General features: G+C 71.3%; 19 protein-coding genes. 17 read left to right on the plus strand and 2 right to left on the minus strand.

Annotated features, from left to right (window positions below; translation table 11 throughout):
• Positions 1-81: 81 nt before the first annotated feature.
• The 10 genes from OVA28_RS10115 to dapF all read left to right on the plus strand — a co-directional run bounded on the left by OVA28_RS10115 (position 82) and on the right by dapF (position 10,571).
• A complete protein-coding gene (locus OVA28_RS10115) occupies positions 82-2,982 on the plus strand; it encodes an FtsK/SpoIIIE family DNA translocase (RefSeq protein ID WP_268096835.1) in 2,901 nt (966 codons plus the stop codon).
• 5 nt (positions 2,983-2,987) lie between these two features.
• Positions 2,988-3,623: a CDP-diacylglycerol--glycerol-3-phosphate 3-phosphatidyltransferase gene (gene pgsA, locus OVA28_RS10120; RefSeq protein WP_442780779.1), complete on the plus strand. Its 636-nt coding sequence runs from the start codon at positions 2,988-2,990 to the stop codon at positions 3,621-3,623.
• Complete coding sequence (locus tag OVA28_RS10125) at positions 3,620-4,120, plus strand: CinA family protein (protein ID WP_268096838.1); 501 nt, start codon at positions 3,620-3,622, stop codon at positions 4,118-4,120. The genes pgsA and OVA28_RS10125 overlap by 4 nt, the downstream gene beginning before the upstream one ends.
• A 152-nt stretch (positions 4,121-4,272) precedes the next feature.
• Positions 4,273-4,581, plus strand: a complete 309-nt coding sequence (locus tag OVA28_RS10130; protein WP_071270824.1) for a helix-turn-helix domain-containing protein — start codon at positions 4,273-4,275, stop codon at positions 4,579-4,581.
• A gap of 80 nt (positions 4,582-4,661) precedes the next feature.
• Positions 4,662-4,886, plus strand: a complete 225-nt coding sequence (locus OVA28_RS10135; RefSeq protein WP_268096839.1) for a DUF3046 domain-containing protein — start codon at positions 4,662-4,664, stop codon at positions 4,884-4,886.
• 259 nt (positions 4,887-5,145) lie between these two features.
• Positions 5,146-6,210, plus strand: coding sequence for a recombinase RecA (gene recA / locus OVA28_RS10140; protein ID WP_071270830.1), 1,065 nt, complete (start codon positions 5,146-5,148; stop codon positions 6,208-6,210).
• Complete coding sequence (locus tag OVA28_RS10145) at positions 6,207-7,214, plus strand: regulatory protein RecX (protein ID WP_268096840.1); 1,008 nt, start codon at positions 6,207-6,209, stop codon at positions 7,212-7,214. Before recA ends, OVA28_RS10145 begins: the two co-directional genes overlap by 4 nt.
• A 51-nt stretch (positions 7,215-7,265) precedes the next feature.
• Positions 7,266-8,759, plus strand: coding sequence for a tRNA (N6-isopentenyl adenosine(37)-C2)-methylthiotransferase MiaB (miaB, locus tag OVA28_RS10150; RefSeq protein ID WP_268096841.1), 1,494 nt, complete (start codon positions 7,266-7,268; stop codon positions 8,757-8,759).
• Positions 8,746-9,684 (plus strand): tRNA (adenosine(37)-N6)-dimethylallyltransferase MiaA, encoded by a 939-nt coding sequence (gene miaA, locus OVA28_RS10155; RefSeq protein ID WP_268096842.1) that lies wholly within the window; start codon positions 8,746-8,748, stop codon positions 9,682-9,684. Before miaB ends, miaA begins: the two co-directional genes overlap by 14 nt.
• Entirely contained in the window at positions 9,681-10,571 is an 891-nt protein-coding gene (dapF, locus tag OVA28_RS10160; protein ID WP_268096843.1) for a diaminopimelate epimerase, read from the plus strand. Before miaA ends, dapF begins: the two co-directional genes overlap by 4 nt.
• A 271-nt stretch (positions 10,572-10,842) precedes the next feature.
• On the opposite strand, the gene OVA28_RS10165 is transcribed toward dapF, so the two are convergent.
• Positions 10,843-11,457 carry a class I SAM-dependent methyltransferase gene (locus tag OVA28_RS10165; protein ID WP_268096844.1) on the minus strand — a complete coding sequence of 205 codons (615 nt, stop codon included), beginning with the start codon at positions 11,455-11,457 and terminating at the stop codon, positions 10,843-10,845.
• A gap of 61 nt (positions 11,458-11,518) precedes the next feature.
• Here OVA28_RS10165 and hflX point away from each other — a divergent pair, with 61 nt between their 5' ends.
• Positions 11,519-13,042: a GTPase HflX gene (gene hflX, locus OVA28_RS10170; RefSeq protein WP_194663234.1), complete on the plus strand. Its 1,524-nt coding sequence runs from the start codon at positions 11,519-11,521 to the stop codon at positions 13,040-13,042.
• An 85-nt stretch (positions 13,043-13,127) separates the two neighbouring features.
• On the opposite strand, the gene lexA is transcribed toward hflX, so the two are convergent.
• A complete protein-coding gene (gene lexA / locus OVA28_RS10175; RefSeq protein ID WP_194628009.1) occupies positions 13,128-13,772 on the minus strand; it encodes a transcriptional repressor LexA in 645 nt (214 codons plus the stop codon).
• A 237-nt stretch (positions 13,773-14,009) separates the two neighbouring features.
• On the opposite strand from lexA, the gene OVA28_RS10180 reads away from it, so the two are divergent.
• From OVA28_RS10180 to OVA28_RS10205, 6 genes are all read left to right on the plus strand, one after another.
• Positions 14,010-14,402 carry a LysM peptidoglycan-binding domain-containing protein gene (locus OVA28_RS10180; protein WP_268096845.1) on the plus strand — a complete coding sequence of 131 codons (393 nt, stop codon included), beginning with the start codon at positions 14,010-14,012 and terminating at the stop codon, positions 14,400-14,402.
• A gap of 51 nt (positions 14,403-14,453) precedes the next feature.
• The gene (locus OVA28_RS10185) at positions 14,454-15,560 is read left to right on the plus strand and encodes a histidinol-phosphate transaminase (RefSeq protein ID WP_268096846.1); all 1,107 of its coding nucleotides are present in this window, start codon (positions 14,454-14,456) and stop codon (positions 15,558-15,560) included.
• Positions 15,557-16,159 carry an imidazoleglycerol-phosphate dehydratase HisB gene (gene hisB, locus OVA28_RS10190; RefSeq protein ID WP_071270853.1) on the plus strand — a complete coding sequence of 201 codons (603 nt, stop codon included), beginning with the start codon at positions 15,557-15,559 and terminating at the stop codon, positions 16,157-16,159. Before OVA28_RS10185 ends, hisB begins: the two co-directional genes overlap by 4 nt.
• Entirely contained in the window at positions 16,156-16,794 is a 639-nt protein-coding gene (hisH, locus tag OVA28_RS10195) for an imidazole glycerol phosphate synthase subunit HisH (RefSeq protein ID WP_194663228.1), read from the plus strand. The genes hisB and hisH overlap by 4 nt, the downstream gene beginning before the upstream one ends.
• 134 nt (positions 16,795-16,928) lie before the next feature.
• Positions 16,929-17,675, plus strand: a complete 747-nt coding sequence (gene priA / locus OVA28_RS10200) for a bifunctional 1-(5-phosphoribosyl)-5-((5-phosphoribosylamino)methylideneamino)imidazole-4-carboxamide isomerase/phosphoribosylanthranilate isomerase PriA (protein ID WP_268096847.1) — start codon at positions 16,929-16,931, stop codon at positions 17,673-17,675.
• Positions 17,676-17,677: 2 nt separating this feature from the next.
• Positions 17,678-18,490, plus strand: coding sequence for an SseB family protein (locus OVA28_RS10205; RefSeq protein WP_268096848.1), 813 nt, complete (start codon positions 17,678-17,680; stop codon positions 18,488-18,490).
• The last annotated feature ends 11 nt before the right edge of the window (positions 18,491-18,501 follow it).

Genomic DNA, 18,501 nt, shown 5'->3' on the forward strand with positions numbered 1-18,501 from the left:
AGCCTCCTGGCCGTCCGGGGCCGATCCGCCGCCGTGCGCGCCTCCCTCGGTTCGTCGTGGGGAACGGTTAGGGTTCTGCGCATGGCCGGAGGCACCAAGTCGACCACGCGCTCGCGCGCGTCCACGTCGTCCCGCGGAGGTGGGACCCGTGGTTCGTCGCGCACCCAGGCCACCACGAAGAAGCTCCCGCAGGCATCGCCTCCGGTCGAGTTCACCGGGCCGAACCCGCTCGTGACGGCGTGGATGGGCATGGCGCACGCGGTCGGGGCGATGTTCCGGCTGCTCGGCAAGGAGACCCTCGAGAAGGACCAGCGCCGCGACGGCTTCCCCTTCTTCCTGTTCGTGCTGGCGATCGTCGGCGCCGTCGTCGAGTGGCTCAACCCGACCAACGGGGTGTCGGTCGCGCTCGACGCCTACACGTTCGGTGGGTTGTTCGGCCGTCTGGCCTTCGCCCTGCCCGTGATCATGGTCGTGTTCGCCGGCTGGCTGTTCCGGCACCCGGCGTCCGTGCACGACAACACCCGGATCGGCATCGGCCTCGGGCTGCTGCTCGTCTCGATCTCCTCGCTCTGCCACGTGTTCGGCGGGCAGCCCAGTGCGGCGGACGGCATGCCCGTCCTCGCCGCTGCCGGTGGGGTCATCGGCTGGGTCGTGATCGGCTGGCTCGTCGCCGTCGCCACCCCGTGGGTCGCCGTCCCGGTCGCGATCGTGCTGCTCGTGCTGTCGCTGTTCATCATCACGAAGACCCCGCCGAACAAGGTCAGGCGTCGCCTGCACGAGCTCTACGCGTACCTGTTCGGTGCGCCGGCCCCCGCCGCCGAGGACGTCGACGACAGCCCCGTCGAGCCGACCAGGCCGACCCGCAAGCGCGCCACGAAGACCGACTCGCAGGGCCTGCAGCTGTTCGAGGACCTCGGCTTCGACGAGGACGAGCAGGCGGCCGAGGGCGCCGAGAACCAGACCCCGTGGTGGCGGCGGAACAAGACCGGGCGTGAAGAGGACCCGGCGTACGACACCCCTGTCATCCCGCCGGCCGCTGCCGCTGCTCCGGCCGCTGCTCCCGTGCCGACGCCCGCGCCGGTCCCGACGCCTGCACCGCGCCCGACCGCGGGCGCCGCTGCCGGCCTCGTCGACCTCACGCCGGCCGAACCCGTCTCGGTGAACCTCAACGACTCCGCGGAGCAGGACGTCGCCGCCGAGCTCGACCGTGCCGAGCAGGCACTGCGCGACTTCGGCGCTCCCGTGCCGGACGACGCCACCGCCGTGATCCGCCCGGCGCAGGACGTGCCGCTCGTGTCGCCGGCGCTCCCCGACGAGGGCGCAGCCGCCGCCGACCTGCCGACGGCCGCGTCGGACGACGACCCCTCCCGTCCGTACCGCCTGCCGGCAGCGACCACGCTGAGCTCCGGCACGCCCTCGGTCGCCCGCAGCCAGGCGAACGACGACATCGTCGCCGCTATCATGGGCGTGCTCACCGAGTTCAAGGTCGACGCCAGGGTCACCGGCTTCTCCCGCGGGCCGACGGTCACCCGGTACGAGATCGAGCTCGGCCCGGGCGTCAAGGTCGAGCGCGTCACGGCGCTGTCGAAGAACCTGTCGTACGCGGTCGCGTCGAACGAGGTCCGCATCCTCTCGCCGATCCCGGGCAAGAGCGCGATCGGCGTCGAGATCCCGAACTCCGACCGCGAGATCGTCTCCCTCGGTGACGTGCTCCGGTCGAGCGCCGCGACGAAGTCGAAGCACCCGATGACGATCGGCGTCGGCAAGGACGTCGAGGGCGGCTTCGTCGTCGCGAACCTCGCGAAGATGCCCCACCTGCTGGTCGCCGGCTCCACGGGCTCCGGCAAGTCGGTGTTCATCAACTCGATGATCACCTCGCTGCTGATGCGCGCGAAGCCGTCCGAGGTCCGCATGGTCCTCGTCGATCCGAAGCGTGTCGAGCTCTCGATCTACGCCGGTGTCCCGCACCTCATCACGCCCATCATCACGAACCCGAAGAAGGCGGCGGAAGCGCTGCAGTGGGTCGTGAAGGAGATGGACATGCGGTACGACGACCTGGCGTCGTTCGGGTTCCGCCACGTCGACGACTTCAACAAGGCGATCGAGAACGGCGAGATCATCCTGCCCGCCGGCAGCGAGCGGAAGCTCAAGCCGTACCCGTACCTGCTCGTCGTGGTGGACGAGCTCGCCGACCTCATGCTCGTCGCCCCGCGCGACGTCGAGGAGTCGATCGTCCGCATCACCCAGCTCGCCCGTGCCGCCGGCATCCACCTGGTGCTCGCGACCCAGCGTCCGTCCGTCGACGTGATCACCGGCCTGATCAAGGCCAACGTGCCGTCCCGCATCGCCTTCGCCGTGACCAGCGTCACCGACTCCCGCGTCATCCTCGACCAGCCGGGCGCCGACAAGCTCATCGGGCAGGGCGACGGGCTCTTCCTGCCGATGGGCTCCTCGAAGGCCGTCCGTGTGCAGGGCGCGTGGGTGCAGGAGAGCGAGGTCGCCGAGGTCGTCCAGCACGTCACCCGGCAGGCCCAGCCGGAGTACCGCCAGGACGTCGCCGCCGTGGTGGAGCGCAAGGAGGTCGACGCCGACATCGGAGACGACCTCGAGCTGCTGCTCGCCGCGGTCGAGCAGGTCGTGTCGACGCAGTTCGGCTCGACGTCGATGCTGCAGCGCAAGCTCCGTGTCGGCTTCGCGAAGGCCGGACGCCTGATGGACCTGATGGAGTCGCGCGACATCGTCGGGCCGTCCGAGGGCTCGAAGGCCCGCGACGTGCTCGTGACGGCAGACCAGCTGCCCTCAGTGCTCGCGAAGCTCCGTGGCGAGGAACCCCCTGCGGCTGCGGCTCCGGTGGCGCCGGCGCCCGGTGACGACGGTGGTGACCGGTACAGCGCCGACCCCGTCGGCGACATGACCCGCGGGTACGATGCAGTGGACGACGAACCCGACGAGGACGCCTGGGGCCTCACGGGCAGGGAGTGAGCACGATGACCGCCTCCGACGGCACCACCACCAAGCGGTTCCCGTGGCGCGGACGACTGATCCGCAAGGGCCCGGGGCCCGCGTCCACCGCGAACGTGGCGAACATCATCACCGTCATCCGGATCCTGATGGCGCCGCTGTTCTTCGTGCTGCTCCTGTCGGACGGCGGCCAGGACACCGGTGTGCGCATCTGGGCGGCCGTGGTCTTCGTCGTGGCGATCGTCACCGACAGCGCCGACGGCATCATCGCCCGGCGGCAGGGGCTCGTCACGGACTTCGGCAAGCTCGTCGACCCGATCGCCGACAAGGTGCTCATCGGCGGCGCGCTCGTCGCCCTGTCGATCCTCGGCGAACTGCCCTGGTACGTCACGGTGCTGATCATGGTGCGCGAGATCGGCATCACCGTCTTCCGCTTCGCGGTGCTCTCCGACCGGGTGATCCCGGCGAGCCGCGGCGGGAAGATCAAGACCGTCCTGCAGGCCGTGGCGATCACCCTGGCGCTGTTCCCGTGGTGGGGCTTCGCGGGGGACTTCGCCCATTGGACGAACGGCATCCTGATGACGGCAGCGGCCATCGCCACCGTGTTGAGCGGCCTGGACTACCTGTACCAGGCGTGGAAGCACAACCGGACCGCAGCGTGACCGACGCTGTCCGGATCGCGCCGTCGCTCGTCGCGGAACTGACAGTCCGCGGTGAGACGGTCGCGGTGGCGGAGTCGCTCACCGGCGGGCTCGTCGTCGCCGAACTCGTCGCCGTGCCGGGCGCGAGTGCGGTCGTCCGTGGTGGGGTGGTGGCCTACGCGACACCGCTCAAGGCCTCGGTCCTCGGGGTCTCCGCCGAGCTGCTGGCCGCCAACGGCGCCGTGGATCCGGAGGTCGCGCGGCAGATGGCCAGCGGCGTCCGGCGTGCACTGGCCGTCGACGGCGTCCCCGCCACGTGGGGGATCAGCACCACGGGCGTGGCCGGACCGGACCCCCAGGACGGCCAGCCCGTCGGCACGGTCTTCGTCGGGATCGCGTCCGAGGACGGTGCCGAGGCCTTCGCGCTGCACCTCGACGGTGACCGCGAGGCAATCCGGAACGCCGCTGTCTCCGAACTCCTGACACGACTGTCCATCCGGCTCGAGACCGGGGAATGACCCGCGTTACCACCGGGTTACATCTCACGCAATCTCCAGCAGGACGGCAGCCCAGGTGGCTAGCATGCTGCAACCGGCAACGCGCAGTTGCCGAACCCGAACCGGTCATCCCGATCGGCCGGGCGCGGAGACGACAGAGAGGAGGAGTTCTCATGGTTCTCGTTCGTCAGGAAATCGGCGATGTCCTGCGGGACTTCCGCTTGCAGAAGGGCCGGACCCTCCGTCAGGTCGCGTCCAAGGCCAGCGTCGCACTCGGGTACCTCAGTGAGGTCGAGCGCGGACAGAAGGAAGCCAGTTCGGAGATCCTCGCATCCGTCGCGGACGCGCTGGACACCCCGATCTCGACCATCATGCGCGAGGTGGGCGACCGCCTCGCCGTCGTGGAGGGCCTGACCGCCGTCCCGGACACGCTCCCGGACGAGCTCGTCGCTGAGTTCGACAACGACCTCGCGGTGCGCTGAGTCGCACTGCCCTCCCGAACGCCCCCGCCGGTCCGCCGGCGGGGGCGTTCGTCGTCCGGGGGTCGGTCTACCCTTGACGGATGCGCGTGAGTGAGTTCTGGCGAGCCGTCGACCAGGTGTTCGGGGAGGCCTACGGGGCCGTCGTCGCACGGGACGTCGTGCTCGAGGACCTCGGGGGCCGGTCCGCCGCGGACGCCATCGACGCGGGGATCGACACCCGCAAGGTATGGGACGCCCTCTGCGACTCGCAGGACGTCCCACTCGACCGTCGGCACGGCAAAGGCCTGATCGACCCGCCGAACTGACCTCGTCGCAGCCGAACACACGTTCGGCGTGTCGCTCGAACGCGTGTTCGACCGGTGGTAGCTTCCTCCACAGCGGCGTACCCGGCGGATTCCATCCACAGGCAGCGTGGTGACCGGCAGTGATGTCGGTGGCCCGCCCTAGGTTCGGAGTCATCGGGAACACCCGAAGCCTTGTCCGAGAACCCCTGGCCCTGCACCATCGGCCGCGGGGGATCGGACAGCCTACAGGCGGCAGACACCGAGCAGAAGGACCACCACCATGCCATCACCCGCAGACCGCGAGAAGTCCCTCGAGACCGCACTCGCGCAGATCGACCGGCAGTTCGGCAAGGGTGCTGTCATGCGCCTCGGCTCGGACGAGCGCGCCCCGGTCGCCACCATCCCGACCGGTTCCGTCGCGCTGGACGTCGCGCTGGGGATCGGTGGGCTGCCGCGTGGCCGCATCATCGAGATCTACGGCCCGGAGTCCTCCGGCAAGACCACGCTCACGATCCACGCCATCGCGAACGCCCAGCGCAACGGTGGCATCGCGGCCTTCATCGACGCCGAGCACGCGCTCGACCCCGAGTACGCCAAGGCCCTCGGCGTCGACATCGACGCCCTCCTGGTGTCGCAGCCGGACACCGCCGAGCAGGCCCTCGAGATCGCGGACATGCTCGTCCGCTCGGGGTCCATCGACCTGATCGTCATCGACTCCGTCGCCGCGCTCGTGCCCCGCGCCGAGATCGAGGGCGAGATGGGTGACTCCCACGTCGGTCTGCAGGCCCGCCTCATGTCACAGGCGCTCCGCAAGCTCGCCGGTGGACTCAACCAGACGCAGACCACGATGATCTTCATCAACCAGCTGCGCGAGAAGATCGGTGTGTTCTTCGGTTCCCCCGAGACCACCTCCGGCGGCAAGGCGCTCAAGTTCTACGCGTCGGTCCGTCTGGACATCCGTCGCATCGAGACGCTGAAGAGCGGCACGGACGCCGTCGGCAACCGCACGCGCGTCAAGGTCGTCAAGAACAAGATGGCGCCGCCCTTCAAGCAGGCCGAGTTCGACATCCTGTACGGCACGGGCATCTCGCGAGAGGGCTCGCTGCTCGACTTCGGGGTCGACCACAACATCGTCAAGAAGTCGGGCGCCTGGTACACCTACGACGGCGACCAGCTCGGGCAGGGCAAGGAGAACTCCCGCTCCTTCCTGATCCAGAACCCCGAGATCGCCGCGGACATCGAGGGCAAGATCCTCGCCAAGCTGGGCATCGGTGGGGCCAAGCCCGCCGCCGACGCCGCTCCGGTCGAGTCCATCGAGCCCAAGCTCGCGCGCAAGGGCGCGTGACCAGCCGCAACGACGACGACGCGGACCTCGCACCGGTCACTGACCTGTTCGGTGCGAGGTCCCGTCGTCGTGCGGCGGCGTCCCGGCCCGAGGACGATGCGGCATCCACTCCGGCGTCGTCGGAGTCATCCGGGCCGTCGGAGTCCTCGCGTCCGTCGTCTGCGCCGTCCAGCCCCTCGTCCTCCTCGTCCCGGATCGCTCCGGTCGCCGACATCACCGGCAACGACTCCGCGGGACCGCCCGTGGACGACGCTGACCACCACGACGACGACGACCGCAGCATGGAGGCCGACGCGGACAGCCCCGTCCCGATCGGCGGGCCCCGTGGGCAGGCCGCCTGGGTGTCGCCGGTCGTCGGTGACGGGACCGGTCGCAGCGCGCGGGCGGAGCAGTCCGGGTACGACGACGACGGCGCCGACGCGACCACTGCCTCGGTCTTCTCGATCACCGGGGGCGAGGAGATCGACCCCGCTGACGCGCCACGTCCACTCGACGAGCAGCGTGCCGACGCGGAACGGCTCAGCATGCGAGCCCTCGGGCGCAAGGGCGTGAGCGAGTCCGAGCTCCGGACGATGCTCACGGGCAACGACCTCGAGCCCGACGTGGTCGAGCACGAGATCGAACGCCTCACCCGGGTGGGGCTGCTCGACGACGTCGCGCTGGCCACCGACCTGGTGGACCGGTTGCACGACCGCAAGGGCCTCGGCCGCCAGGGTGTCGTCGCAGAGCTGCGGCGCCGTGGCATCGGCGCCGAGGCGATCGACGCGGCACTCGACGCCGCCGCGGACGACGAGGACGACGAGTTCGTCCGGGCGATCGAACTCGCACAGAAGCGTGTCGGTCAGCTTCGGGGACTCGACCGCGCCACGGCCGAGCGACGGCTCTCCGGGTTCCTCATGCGCAAGGGCTACAACGGCGGCGTGGTCCGGATCGCGGTCGAGCGTGCGCTCGACGGCGGTGGCCCGAAGCCCGGTGGACCGCGCGGCACCGTGCGCTTCGAGTAGCGACGAACGGGGGCCATGGTCGCGTGCCCTGCGATTTACACTGGGACGACCATGGCCCCCGTTGCAGCGCGCCCCCGCACCTACGAAGTCCGCACCTACGGGTGCCAGATGAACGTGCACGACTCGGAACGGCTCAGCGGGTCACTGCAGGCCTCCGGCTACGTCGCAGCTGACGGCGAGCAGGCCGACGTCGTCGTGATCAACACCTGCGCGGTGCGCGAGAACGCCGACAAGCGGCTCTACGGCAACCTGGGGCTCCTGGCCGGCATCAAGCGCGAGCACCCCGGCATGCAGATCGCGGTCGGCGGGTGTCTGGCGCAGAAGGACAAGGCCGTCATCCTCGAGAAGGCCCCGTGGGTGGACGTCGTCTTCGGCACGCACAACATGGGGTCCCTGCCGACCCTGCTCGAGCGGGCGCGGCACAACGGCGAGGCGCAGCTCGAGATCCTCGAGTCGCTCGACGTCTTCCCGTCGACGCTGCCGACCAAGCGCGAGTCGACGCACAGCGGCTGGGTGTCGATCTCGGTCGGGTGCAACAACACCTGCACGTTCTGCATCGTGCCGTCGCTCCGCGGCAAGGAGAAGGACCGTCGGCCCGGGGACGTCCTCGCCGAGGTCCAGGCACTCGTCGACGACGGCGCGATCGAGGTCACGCTGCTCGGGCAGAACGTGAACTCCTACGGGGTCGAGTTCGGCGACCGTCAGGCGTTCAGCAAACTCCTGCGCGCGACGGGGCAGATCGAGGGGCTCGAACGCGTGCGCTTCACGAGCCCGCACCCGGCGGCGTTCACCGACGACGTCATCGACGCGATGGCCGAGACGCCGAACGTCATGCCGCAGCTCCACATGCCGCTGCAGTCCGGGTCCGACCGGGTCCTCAAGGCCATGCGGCGCAGCTACCGCAGCGAGCGGTTCCTCGGGATCCTCGACCGGGTACGCCTGGCGATGCCGCACGCCGCGATCTCCACCGACATCATCGTCGGCTTCCCCGGCGAGACCGAGGCGGACTTCGAGGACACGCTCCGGGTCGTCGAAGCCGCCCGGTTCGCGACGGCCTTCACGTTCCAGTACTCCATCCGCCCCGGCACGCCCGCGGCGACGATGGACGACCAGCTGCCGAAGGAGATCGTCCAGGCGCGCTACGAGCGACTCGTGGCGCTGCAGGAGCGGATCACCGCCGAGGAGAACGCGAAGCAGGTCGGCCGTACCCTCGACGTCCTGGTCGCGACGGGGGAGGGCAAGAAGGACGAGGCCACCCACCGGCTCTCCGGCCGCGCCGAGGACTCCCGCCTGGTGCACTTCGCCGTCCCGGCCGGTTCCGACGTCCCCCGACCGGGCGACGTCGTCACCGTGGAGGTCACCCGGTCGGCACCGCACTTCCTCATCGCTGACGGTGACGCCCCCTTGCGCATCCGTCGGACCCGTGCCGGCGAGGCCTGGGACCGTGCCGCGGCCGAGTCCTGCGGCGTCCCCGCGCCCGCGGCTGCCGGCAGCGGTCCGAAGCCCGTGTCGCTGGGCCTGCCGTCGCTCCGTGTCGGGCGCTGAGGCCTCCGGGCGGCTGATCGCGGTCGTCGGGGCCACCGGGACGGGCAAGTCCGACCTCGCGATCGCGATCGCCGACCGGCACCGCGCGCAGGGCCGCACGGCCGAGATCGTCAACGCCGACGCGATGCAGTTCTACCGGGGGATGGACATCGGCACCGCGAAGGTGCCCGAGCCCGAGCGGCACGGCATCCCGCACCACCAGCTCGACGTGCTCGACGTCACGGACGAGGCCAGCGTCGCCGCGTACCAGCGCGACGCCCGCGCGACGATCGACCGCGTGCTCGAGGACGGCGGCGTCGCGGTGCTCGTCGGCGGCAGCGGGTTGTACGTGTCCTCGGTGCTCCACGACCTCGACTTCCCGGGCACCGACCCGGAGCTCCGCAGGGCGCTCGAGCAGGAGCACGAGGACCACGGGCCGGCCCCGCTGCTGGCCCGGCTCCGGGACCTCGACCCGGCGGCGGCGGCGACCATCGACGCCCGCAACCCACGGCGACTCATCCGTGCCGTCGAGATCGCGAGCCGGTCGGACCGCGTGACCACGAGCCTCCCGTCCGCGCCCCGCGCCTGGCGTCCGGCCCGGGTGCTGCACCTGCGCCGTGACCGCGAGCAGCTCGTCGCCGCGCTCCACGAGCGCGCCGCCCGGATGTTCCGGGACGGGCTGGTCGACGAAGTCGCCGGGCTCCGCGACCGGGGGCTGGAGCAGGGCCGGACCGCGCGGGCGGCGATCGGCTACGCGCAGGCGCTCGACGTGCTGCGCGGGGACGCGAGCGTCGAGGACGCGGTGGAGGCCACCGGCATCGCGACCAGGAAGTACGCGCGACGACAGGTGTCCTGGTTCCGCCGGTACGCCGAGGCCGAGGAACTCGACGTCACCGGAGCGGACCGCGACGGCCTGACGGCGGTGGCCCGTAGGATCGTGCCGTGACCGAGCTGCACTTCACCAAGGGCCAGGGGACCGGCAACGACTTCGTCCTGTTCGCCGACCCCGACGCGACGGTCGACCTGACCCCGGACCGCATCCGCGCGATCGCCGACCGACGCTTCGGCGTGGGCGCGGACGGCGTCATCCGGGCCGTGCGCTCGGACGCCATCCCGGAGGGCCGCGAGCTCGTGGCCGAGGACCCCTCGGCCACCTGGTTCATGGACTACCACAACGCCGACGGCACGGTCGCCGAGATGTGCGGCAACGGCATCCGGGTGTTCGCGCGGTACCTGACCGAGTCGGGGCTCGTCGACCTCGAACCCGGGGAGACGCTCTCCGTCGGCAGCCGCAAGGGCATCGTCGACATCCAGCGACAGGCGAACGGGTTCGCGGCGGACCTCGGGCGATGGAACCTGGGGATCGAGGGCGGCGGTGCGGACGACGTGCTCGTGCGCGCGAAGGACCTCGACCAGGCCCGACCCGGCCTCGGCATCGACGTCGGCAACCCGCACGTGGTCGTGGCGCTAGCGACCGAGGACGAACTCGCCGACCTCGACCTGACCTTCATCCCCGTGCTCGACCCCGCGCCGGCCGCCGGGGCGAACGTCGAGTTCGTGCTGCCGGGCGAGCCCCTGGTGCAGGACGGCATCGGGCAGATCACGATGCGCGTGCACGAGCGGGGCAGCGGCGAGACGCTGTCGTGCGGCACCGGTGCCGTGGCAGCCGCTCTGGCGACGCGGCACTGGGCGGGGTCGTCGGCACCGGACACCTGGCGCGTACGCGTCCCCGGTGGGGTCGTCACCGTGCGGATGTTCGCAGCGGAGGACGGCGAGCACGTGTCGTTGGCCGGGCCCGCCGAGCTCGTGTTCTCGGGGGACCTGACGGTCTGACGGGCGGGCGCTGGGCTGCGCGCAGCGCGCTCCCGGTCGCGCACGGTGCGGTCTCCTGCCGGGAGGCTCGCCCCGGCTGGCCGACGTCGGTGACGGTCGCCGCGCCTCCCGGCCGGTCCGCGTGGTGCGCGGTTCCGCACTCGGTGCGGGGTCGTCGCGGCGCACGGGGTGCGCAACCTCGCACCGGCTGAGCGAACACGCACTGTGCGGGTGGAGGCAACGACCGCGCGCGGGCGCGTGCGCCCCCGCAGCGACCCGCCCCGCCGCCGCCCTACTCCGCCGTGCGCCGCACCCGCAGCACGCGGAACCCCTTGTCCGTCGTCGCCCGGGTGACCGCGTACGACGCACCGAGTGCCTCGCCCAGCCACTTCTGCAGGGAGTCCCCGCCGAGGTCCTTCGAGACGACGAGCCAGGCGTCGCCCGCGACCTCGAGCCGGGGGAGCCAGGTCAGCAGGATCGCGTGGAGTTCGTCCTTGCCCACACGGATCGGCGGGTTCGACCAGATCGTGCGGAAGCGCAGGTCAGCCGGAACCTCGGACGGCAGCGCGATCGACACGTTCGCAGCCCCGGCCGTCGCGGCGTTCTGCCCCGCCAGGTCCAGCACCCGCTCGTTGACGTCGACGCCCCACACCTGCGTGTCCGGGGAGCGCAGCGCCATCGTGATCGCGAGCGGCCCCCACCCGCAGCCGACGTCGAGCAGGGCCCCGTCGGCGGCAGGAGCCGGCACCGCGTTCAGCAGCACCCGGGTGCCACGGTCGAGCCCGTCGGGGCTGAAGACACCGGCAGCGGTGGTCAGCGACAGCGAACGCCCCGCCAGGGTGACCTCGATCTGCCGCGGTCGCGCCTGGCTCTCCGGGGTGGCCGAGAAGTAGTGGTCGTTCGCCATGGAAGAACCGTACCGGGAACCCCGTGTGTCCTGAGGGCGCCGGAGGTACCCTGTGGACAGCATGACGGAACCCAACAACCAAGCTGAAGGCGACGGCGTCGTCGAGCGCGTGCTGCGCAACGCCGACTCGCGAGCCAGCTCGTCCATCTTCGCCCCGGCGCAGGCCATCCAGACCCGATCGGTCGACGACACCGGCTGGTCCGGCGACGGCGACCAGTACGACCGTGAGGACCGCGCAGCGCTGCGTCGCGTCGCGGGCCTCTCCACCGAACTCGAAGACGTCACCGAGGTCGAGTACCGGCAACTCCGGCTCGAACAGGTCGTCCTCATCGGCGTGTACGCCCAGGGCGACGCCGCCGACGCCGAGAACTCCATGCGGGAGCTGTCCGCCCTCGCCGAGACCGCGGGTGCCGTGGTCCTCGACGGGCTGCTGCAGCGCCGCCCGAACCCCGACCCGGCGACCTACCTCGGCAAGGGCAAGGCCGAGGAGCTCGCGATGGTCGTCAAGGCCACCGGCGCGGACACCGTGATCGCCGACACCGAGCTGGCGCCTTCGCAGCGCCGTGCGCTCGAGGACGTCGTGAAGGTCAAGGTGATCGACCGCACGGCCGTGATCCTCGACATCTTCAGCCAGCACGCCAAGACCAGGGAGGGCAAGGCGCAGGTCGAACTCGCGCAGCTCGAGTACCTGCTGCCCCGCCTCCGCGGCTGGGGCGAGTCGATGTCCCGCCAGGCCGGTGGCCAGGTGTCCGGCGGTGCCGGCATGGGCTCGCGTGGCCCTGGTGAGACGAAGATCGAGCTCGACCGTCGTCGCATCCACACCCGGATGTCGAAGCTCCGGCGCCAGATCGCCGGCTTCGCCCCGGCACGCGAGGCCAAGCGCGCCGACCGGCACCGCAACGACGTGCCGAGCGTCGCCATCGCCGGCTACACCAACGCCGGCAAGTCCTCGCTGCTGAACCGCCTGACGAGCGCCGGTGTGCTCGTGCAGAACCAGCTCTTCGCGACGCTGGATGCCACGGTCCGCCGGACCGAGAGCACCAAGGGTCGCGAGTTCACCTTCGTCGACACCGTGGGCTTCGTGCGCAACCTGCCGCACCAGCTCGTCGAGGCCTTCCGTTCCACGCTCGAGGAGGTGGGCGAGGCGGACGTCATCGTGCACGTCGTCGACGGGTCGCACCCGGACCCCGCCGCACAGCTGGCGACGGTGCGCGAGGTCATCGGTGACGTCGGCGCGCGTGACATCCCGGAGATCGTCGCCTTCAACAAGGCCGACCTCATCGACGACACGCAGCGCATGGTGCTCGTGGGGCTCGCCCCCGACGCCGTGTTCGTCTCCGCACGCACCGGCGAGGGCATCCCGGAGCTGCTGCAGGCGATCGAGGACCGCCTGCCCGAGCCGGACGTCGAGCTCACCGTCGTGGTGCCGTACGACCGCGGCGACCTCGTCTCGCACCTGCACGACGCGGGATCGGTCGAGTCCGTCGACTACGTCGAGGACGGCACGCGCCTGCGGGTGCGCGTCTTCCAGCGCCAGGTCGCCGAGCTGGACCCGTACGTGGTCGCGCCGGTCGCGTCCGTCTGATCCCAGCCGAACGGCCAGGAGGCCCGACCTGCGTCCGCAGGGCGAGCCTCCTGGCCGTTCTCCGTGCGCCCCGTGACCAGTGCGCTCAGAGCGAGCGGAGGACCGCGACGACCTTGCCGAGCACCGTGGCGGCGTCGCCGAGGATGGGCTCGAACGCGGTGTTGCGGGGGAGCAGCCACGTGTGGCCGTCCCGCTGCCGGAAGACCTTGACGGTCGCTTCCTCGTCGAGCATGGCGGCGACGATGTCGCCGTTCTCCGCGGTCTGCTGTGCGCGGACGACGACCCAGTCGCCGTCGCAGATGGCGGCGTCGATCATCGACTCACCGACGACCTTGAGCATGAAGAGGTCACCCGTGCCGACGAGCTGACGGGGCAGCGGGATGATCTCGTCCACGTGCTGCTCCGCGGTGATCGGGACACCGGCGGCGATGCGCCCGACCAGGGGCACGAGCGTGGTGGCGTCGACGTCCGGGCCGTCCACGTCGGGCGTCGGTTCGTCGACCAGCACCTCGAGGGCACGCGGCCGGTTCGGGTCGCGCCGGATCCAGCCGCCGAGCTCGAGCTGCCCGAGCTGGTGGGAGACGCTCGACAACGAGGAGAGCCCCGCGGCGTCGCCGATCTCACGCATGCTCGGCGGGTAGCCCCGGCTGGCGATCGACGCTCGGATCGCGTCGAGGATCGCCTGCTGCTTCGCCGTCAGCGGTTTCTGGACCCGCAGTTCGTCCGCCACGTCGTCTCGCCTTCTCGTCGGACCGTGGATGGCCGTCCCAGGAATGTCGGTGGTCCCCGTGAGACTTGTCCAAGTCAGTCGAAACAGTATCCGACCGCACTCTGCCGGACAAACACCTGTTCGAGCGTGTCGCACAGAAATCCGCCCCGATCTGCCCCAGGGGACTTGTGCGTCCCGTTGTTCGAACGTATGTTCGGTACAGGGCTTCGGGTCATCCGAGCAGGAAGGCACAACGACATGAGCACCATCGGCGTCATCAACGGCAGCACGATCAGCAGCAGCGGCCTCGCTGGCATGCACAGCACGGTCGTTCGTTCACGGCTGCGCCTCACCCGCCGCGGTCGCATGGTCTTCACCACGCTCGCAGCGCTGCCGGTGTTGGTCGTCGTCGCGGTCGTCGCGTTGAACGGTGGGCAGGCCTCGGCCGGCAACACCTCCGCGGACGTCCACTTCCAGACCGTCACGGTCGAGCCCGGCGAGACCCTCTGGCAGCTGGCTGAGGAGACCGCCCCCAACGCCGACCCGCGCGACTTCGTGCAGGACGTCGTGAACCTGAACGCGCTCGACGGCTCGGGTGTGCAGGCCGGCGAACAGCTGGCGATCCCGACCAAGTACGCCGACACGAAGTAACCCGTCCGGACGGCCGGGCGCGGACCTGCCCGACCGCTCTACGATGGATCGGTGGCATTCACGCTCGAAGACCTCCCGATCCGAGACGACCTCCGCGGTCAGAGCCCCTACGGCGCCCCGCAGAAGCACGTGCGCGTGCAGCTCAACGTCAACGAGAACACGCATCCCGTCCCGCAGGACGTCGCCGACGACATCGTCGAGTCGGTCCGGCGGGCGCTCGGCACGGTGAACCGCTACCCGGACCGGGAGTTCACCGAACTGCGTGAGTCCCTCGCCGGGTACCTCGGGCACGGGCTGGTCGCGGAGCAGATCTGGGCCGCCAACGGCTCGAACGAGGTCATCCAGCAGCTCATGCAGGCCTTCGGTGGTCCGGGCCGCTCGGTCCTCGGCTTCCCGCCCACGTACTCGATGCACTCGATCATCGCGTCGGGCACGGGCACGCGGTGGATCCCGGCCGAGCGCGACGCCGAGTTCCGCATCTCGCCGGAGACCGCCACGGCTGCCGTGCGCGAGCACCAGCCGGACATCGTCTTCCTGTGCGGGCCGAACAACCCGACCGGCACGCCCCTCGACCTCGCGACGATCGAGGCCGTCTACGACGCCACCGACGGCATCGTGATGGTGGACGAGGCCTACGCCGAGTTCATGCCGGTGGGACAACCGACGGCGCTCACGCTGCTGCCCGGACGCGAGCGTCTCGTGGTGTCCCGCACCATGAGCAAGGCCTTCGCGTTCGCCGGGGCCCGCGTCGGCTACCTGGCCGCGCACCCGGCCGTGGTCGACGCCCTGCGGCTGGTGCGTCTGCCGTACCACCTGTCGGCGCTGACGCAGGCGGCCGCGGTCGCTGCACTCCGGCACGCCCCGGAGATGCTCGCGATGGTCGACGACATCCGCGGCCAGCGGGACCGCATGGTGACCGAGCTGCGTGCGATGGGCTACACGCCGCACGACACCTGGTCCAACTTCGTCCTGTTCGGGGGCGTCGCCGACCCGCAGGCGGCTTTCGAGTCGCTGCTCGACCAGGACGTCATCGTGCGCGACCTCGGCATCCCGAACCACCTCCGCGTGAGTGCCGGCACGGCGGAGGAGACCACCGCGTTCCTCGACGCCATGCGCCGGGTGGCCGCGGAACAGCCGCCGGTTAGGGTTGGAGCATGACCGCCCGCACCGCCGAGATCACCCGTTCGACGAGCGAGTCGAGCGTGTCCCTGTCGCTCGACCTCGACGGCACCGGCACCTCCGACATCAGCACGAGCGTGCCGTTCTTCGACCACATGCTCACCGCGTTCAGCAAGCACTCGCTGATCGACCTGCGCGTGCGGTCGACCGGCGACACCGACATCGACGTGCACCACACCGTCGAGGACACCGGCATCGTGCTCGGCCAGGCGCTCAAGCAGGCGCTCGGCGACCGTGCCGGCATCGGCCGCTACGGTGACGCCCTCGTCCCGCTCGACGAAGCGCTCGCCCAGGCCGTCGTCGACGTCTCCGGCCGCCCGTACCTGGTGCACTCCGGGGAGCCGGAGGGCTTCGAGTACCACCGCATCGGCGGACACTTCACCGGGTCGATGGTGCGCCACGTGTTCGAGGCCATCACCGTCAACGCCGGGATCACCGTGCACGTGCGCGTGCTCGGCGGTCGCGACCCGCACCACATCGCCGAGGCGGAGTTCAAGGCGTTCGCGCGGGCCATGCGCCGTGCGGTCGAGCTCGACCCCCGCGTCGACGGCATCCCCTCGACGAAGGGCGCCCTGTGAGCACCGGTGGCAAGAACGTCGTCGTCCTGGACTACGGCTCCGGCAACGTGCACTCCGCGGCGAAGGCCCTGGAGCGTGCGGGTGCCGACGTCACGCTGACCTCCGACAAGCGTGCGGCGCTCGAGGCCGACGGGCTCCTGGTCCCCGGCGTCGGTGCGTTCGGCGCCGTGATCGACCAGCTCGAGAGCGTGCAGGGCGGGGAGATCGTCGACCACCGTCTCGCCGGCGGCCGCCCGGTGCTCGGGATCTGCGTCGGCATGCAGGTGCTGTTCTCGCGCGGTGTGGAGCGGGGCACCGACGTCGAGGGCCTCGCGCAGTGGCCCGGCACGGTCGACCAGCTCCAGGCCGAGGTGCTGCCGCACATGGGCTGGAACACCGTCGACGCGCCGACCGACTCCGTGCTGTTCGACGGCCTGCACGACGAGCGGTTCTACTTCGTGCACTCGTTCGGCGTCACGGACTTCCCGCTCGACGCCTACGGCCCGTTCCGTGCGCCGAAGCTCACCTGGGCCGAGCACGGGCAGCGCTTCGTCGCCGCCGTCGAGAACGGTCCGCTCACCGCCACGCAGTTCCACCCGGAGAAGTCGGGGGAGCCGGGCATCCGGCTCCTGCGCAACTGGGTCGACTCGCTCTGACCCGCGCCGCGCCGGTGGCGACGCTCGGGGCGGACCCGCGCCGAGCCTCCCGACCGGTGCCGTTCCGAAACCGGTCTGAGCCGGCGCATCCGCCGATCGGCCCGAGATCCACCAACGACGAAACCGACAGGACCATGACCGAGCTGACCTCGACCCCGCCCCTCGTCCTGCTGCCCGCCGTCGACGTCGTCGACGGCCAGGCCGTCCGCCTGACCCAGGGCGAGGCCGGCAGCGAGACCGGCTACGGCGACCCGGTGGCCGCCGCACGCACCTGGCGTGACCAGGGCGCGGAGTGGATCCACCTCGTCGACCTCGACGCGGCGTTCGGCCGCGGCGACAACCGGCGGGTCATCGCGAAGGCGATCCACGAGGTCGAGGGCGTGCAGGTCGAGCTCTCCGGCGGCATCCGCGACGACGCGTCGCTGAAGGCCGCACTCGCGACCGGTGCCGCACGGGTGAACCTCGGCACGGCTGCGCTGGAGAACCCGGAGTGGGCCGCACGGGTCATCGGTGAGTACGGCGACCAGGTCGCCGTCGGGCTCGACGTCCGCGGGACGACGCTGTCCGGCCGCGGCTGGACGAAGGAGGGCGGCGACCTGTGGGAGGTCCTCGACCGGTTGGAGGAGGCGGGCTGCGCGCGCTACGTCGTGACCGACGTGACGAAGGACGGCACCCTGCAGGGCCCGAACCTCGAGCTGCTCCGGAAGGTGTGCGACCGGACCGACCAGCCCGTGGTGGCGTCCGGCGGCATCTCCACCCTCGACGACCTCGTCGCCCTGCGCGAACTGGTCCCGCACGGCCTCGAGGGCGCGATCATGGGCAAGGCGCTCTACTCCCGGGCGTTCACGCTGCCGGCCGCACTCGACGTCGCCTCGGAGTAGTCGTGGCCGGCATCTCGAACGGCCGCGGTGGCGGACCCGAGGACGCGCACGAGCACGGGCACGCGCCGGCGGACTCCGCGGGCTTCCCGTGGGCCGGACGCACCTTCGACAGCCACGACGACGCCTTCGCCGACGACGACGGCCTGGCCGATCCGGCGGTCCTGGCCGCGATCGCCGGGCTGGAGGATGGTGGATCGCAGGCCGCAGTGGTGTCGGCGCTCGCCTCTGCCCGCCTGCTCATCCCACTCGTCGCCGAGGCCGGCGAGGTCGGGGAGACCCCGGACGGCCGGCTGGTCGACAAGACGCAGGAGCTGTCCATCGTGACGGTCGCCGGACCGGACGGGCGCACGGTGATGCCGGCGTTCACCTCCGTCGCGGCGATGCAGGCCTGGGACGCGACCGCGCGGCCGATCCCGGTGGAGGCCCGCCGCGTGGCGATGGCTGCCGCGAGCGAGGACACCCAGCTCGTCGTGCTCGACCCGACGTCCACGAGCGAGTTCGTGCTCCGACGTCCCGCGGTCTGGGCGATCGGGCAGGACCTCGCCTGGACGCCGTGCTTCGAGGACCCTGCCGTGGGGCAGGCCTTCGCGGACTCGGTCGTGGGGGAGTCCGCCGTGGCACGGGTCGAGCTCTCCCCGGGGGACCCCCTCGGGCGGTTCGCCGGGCCGGAGCTGACCGTGGGGCTCGCGCTGCACCCGGGGCTCGACCGCGAGCAGGTCGGGGAGCTCGTGGGGCGGCTGCAGCAGCGGTGGACAGCGGACGCCGTCATCGCGGAGCGGGTGGACAGCATGCGGGTGGCGTTGCGGCCGGCCTGAGCCTGAGCCGG

It is taken from the genome of Curtobacterium sp. SL109, assembly GCF_026672405.1.
GTDB lineage: Bacteria > Actinomycetota > Actinomycetes > Actinomycetales > Microbacteriaceae > Curtobacterium.

Coding starts and splice junctions, on each gene's coding strand:
- OVA28_RS10115 (WP_268096835.1), top strand. CDS start 82: ATGGCCGGAGGCACCAAGTCGACCACGCGCTCGCGCGCGTCCACGTCG.
- pgsA (WP_442780779.1), top strand. CDS start 2,988: ATGACCGCCTCCGACGGCACCACCACCAAGCGGTTCCCGTGGCGCGGA.
- OVA28_RS10130 (WP_071270824.1), top strand. CDS start 4,273: ATGGTTCTCGTTCGTCAGGAAATCGGCGATGTCCTGCGGGACTTCCGC.
- OVA28_RS10135 (WP_268096839.1), top strand. CDS start 4,662: ATGCGCGTGAGTGAGTTCTGGCGAGCCGTCGACCAGGTGTTCGGGGAG.
- recA (WP_071270830.1), top strand. CDS start 5,146: ATGCCATCACCCGCAGACCGCGAGAAGTCCCTCGAGACCGCACTCGCG.
- miaB (WP_268096841.1), top strand. CDS start 7,266: ATGGCCCCCGTTGCAGCGCGCCCCCGCACCTACGAAGTCCGCACCTAC.
- OVA28_RS10165 (WP_268096844.1), bottom strand. CDS start 11,457: ATGGCGAACGACCACTACTTCTCGGCCACCCCGGAGAGCCAGGCGCGA.
- hflX (WP_194663234.1), top strand. CDS start 11,519: ATGACGGAACCCAACAACCAAGCTGAAGGCGACGGCGTCGTCGAGCGC.
- OVA28_RS10180 (WP_268096845.1), top strand. CDS start 14,010: ATGAGCACCATCGGCGTCATCAACGGCAGCACGATCAGCAGCAGCGGC.
- hisB (WP_071270853.1), top strand. CDS start 15,557: ATGACCGCCCGCACCGCCGAGATCACCCGTTCGACGAGCGAGTCGAGC.
- priA (WP_268096847.1), top strand. CDS start 16,929: ATGACCGAGCTGACCTCGACCCCGCCCCTCGTCCTGCTGCCCGCCGTC.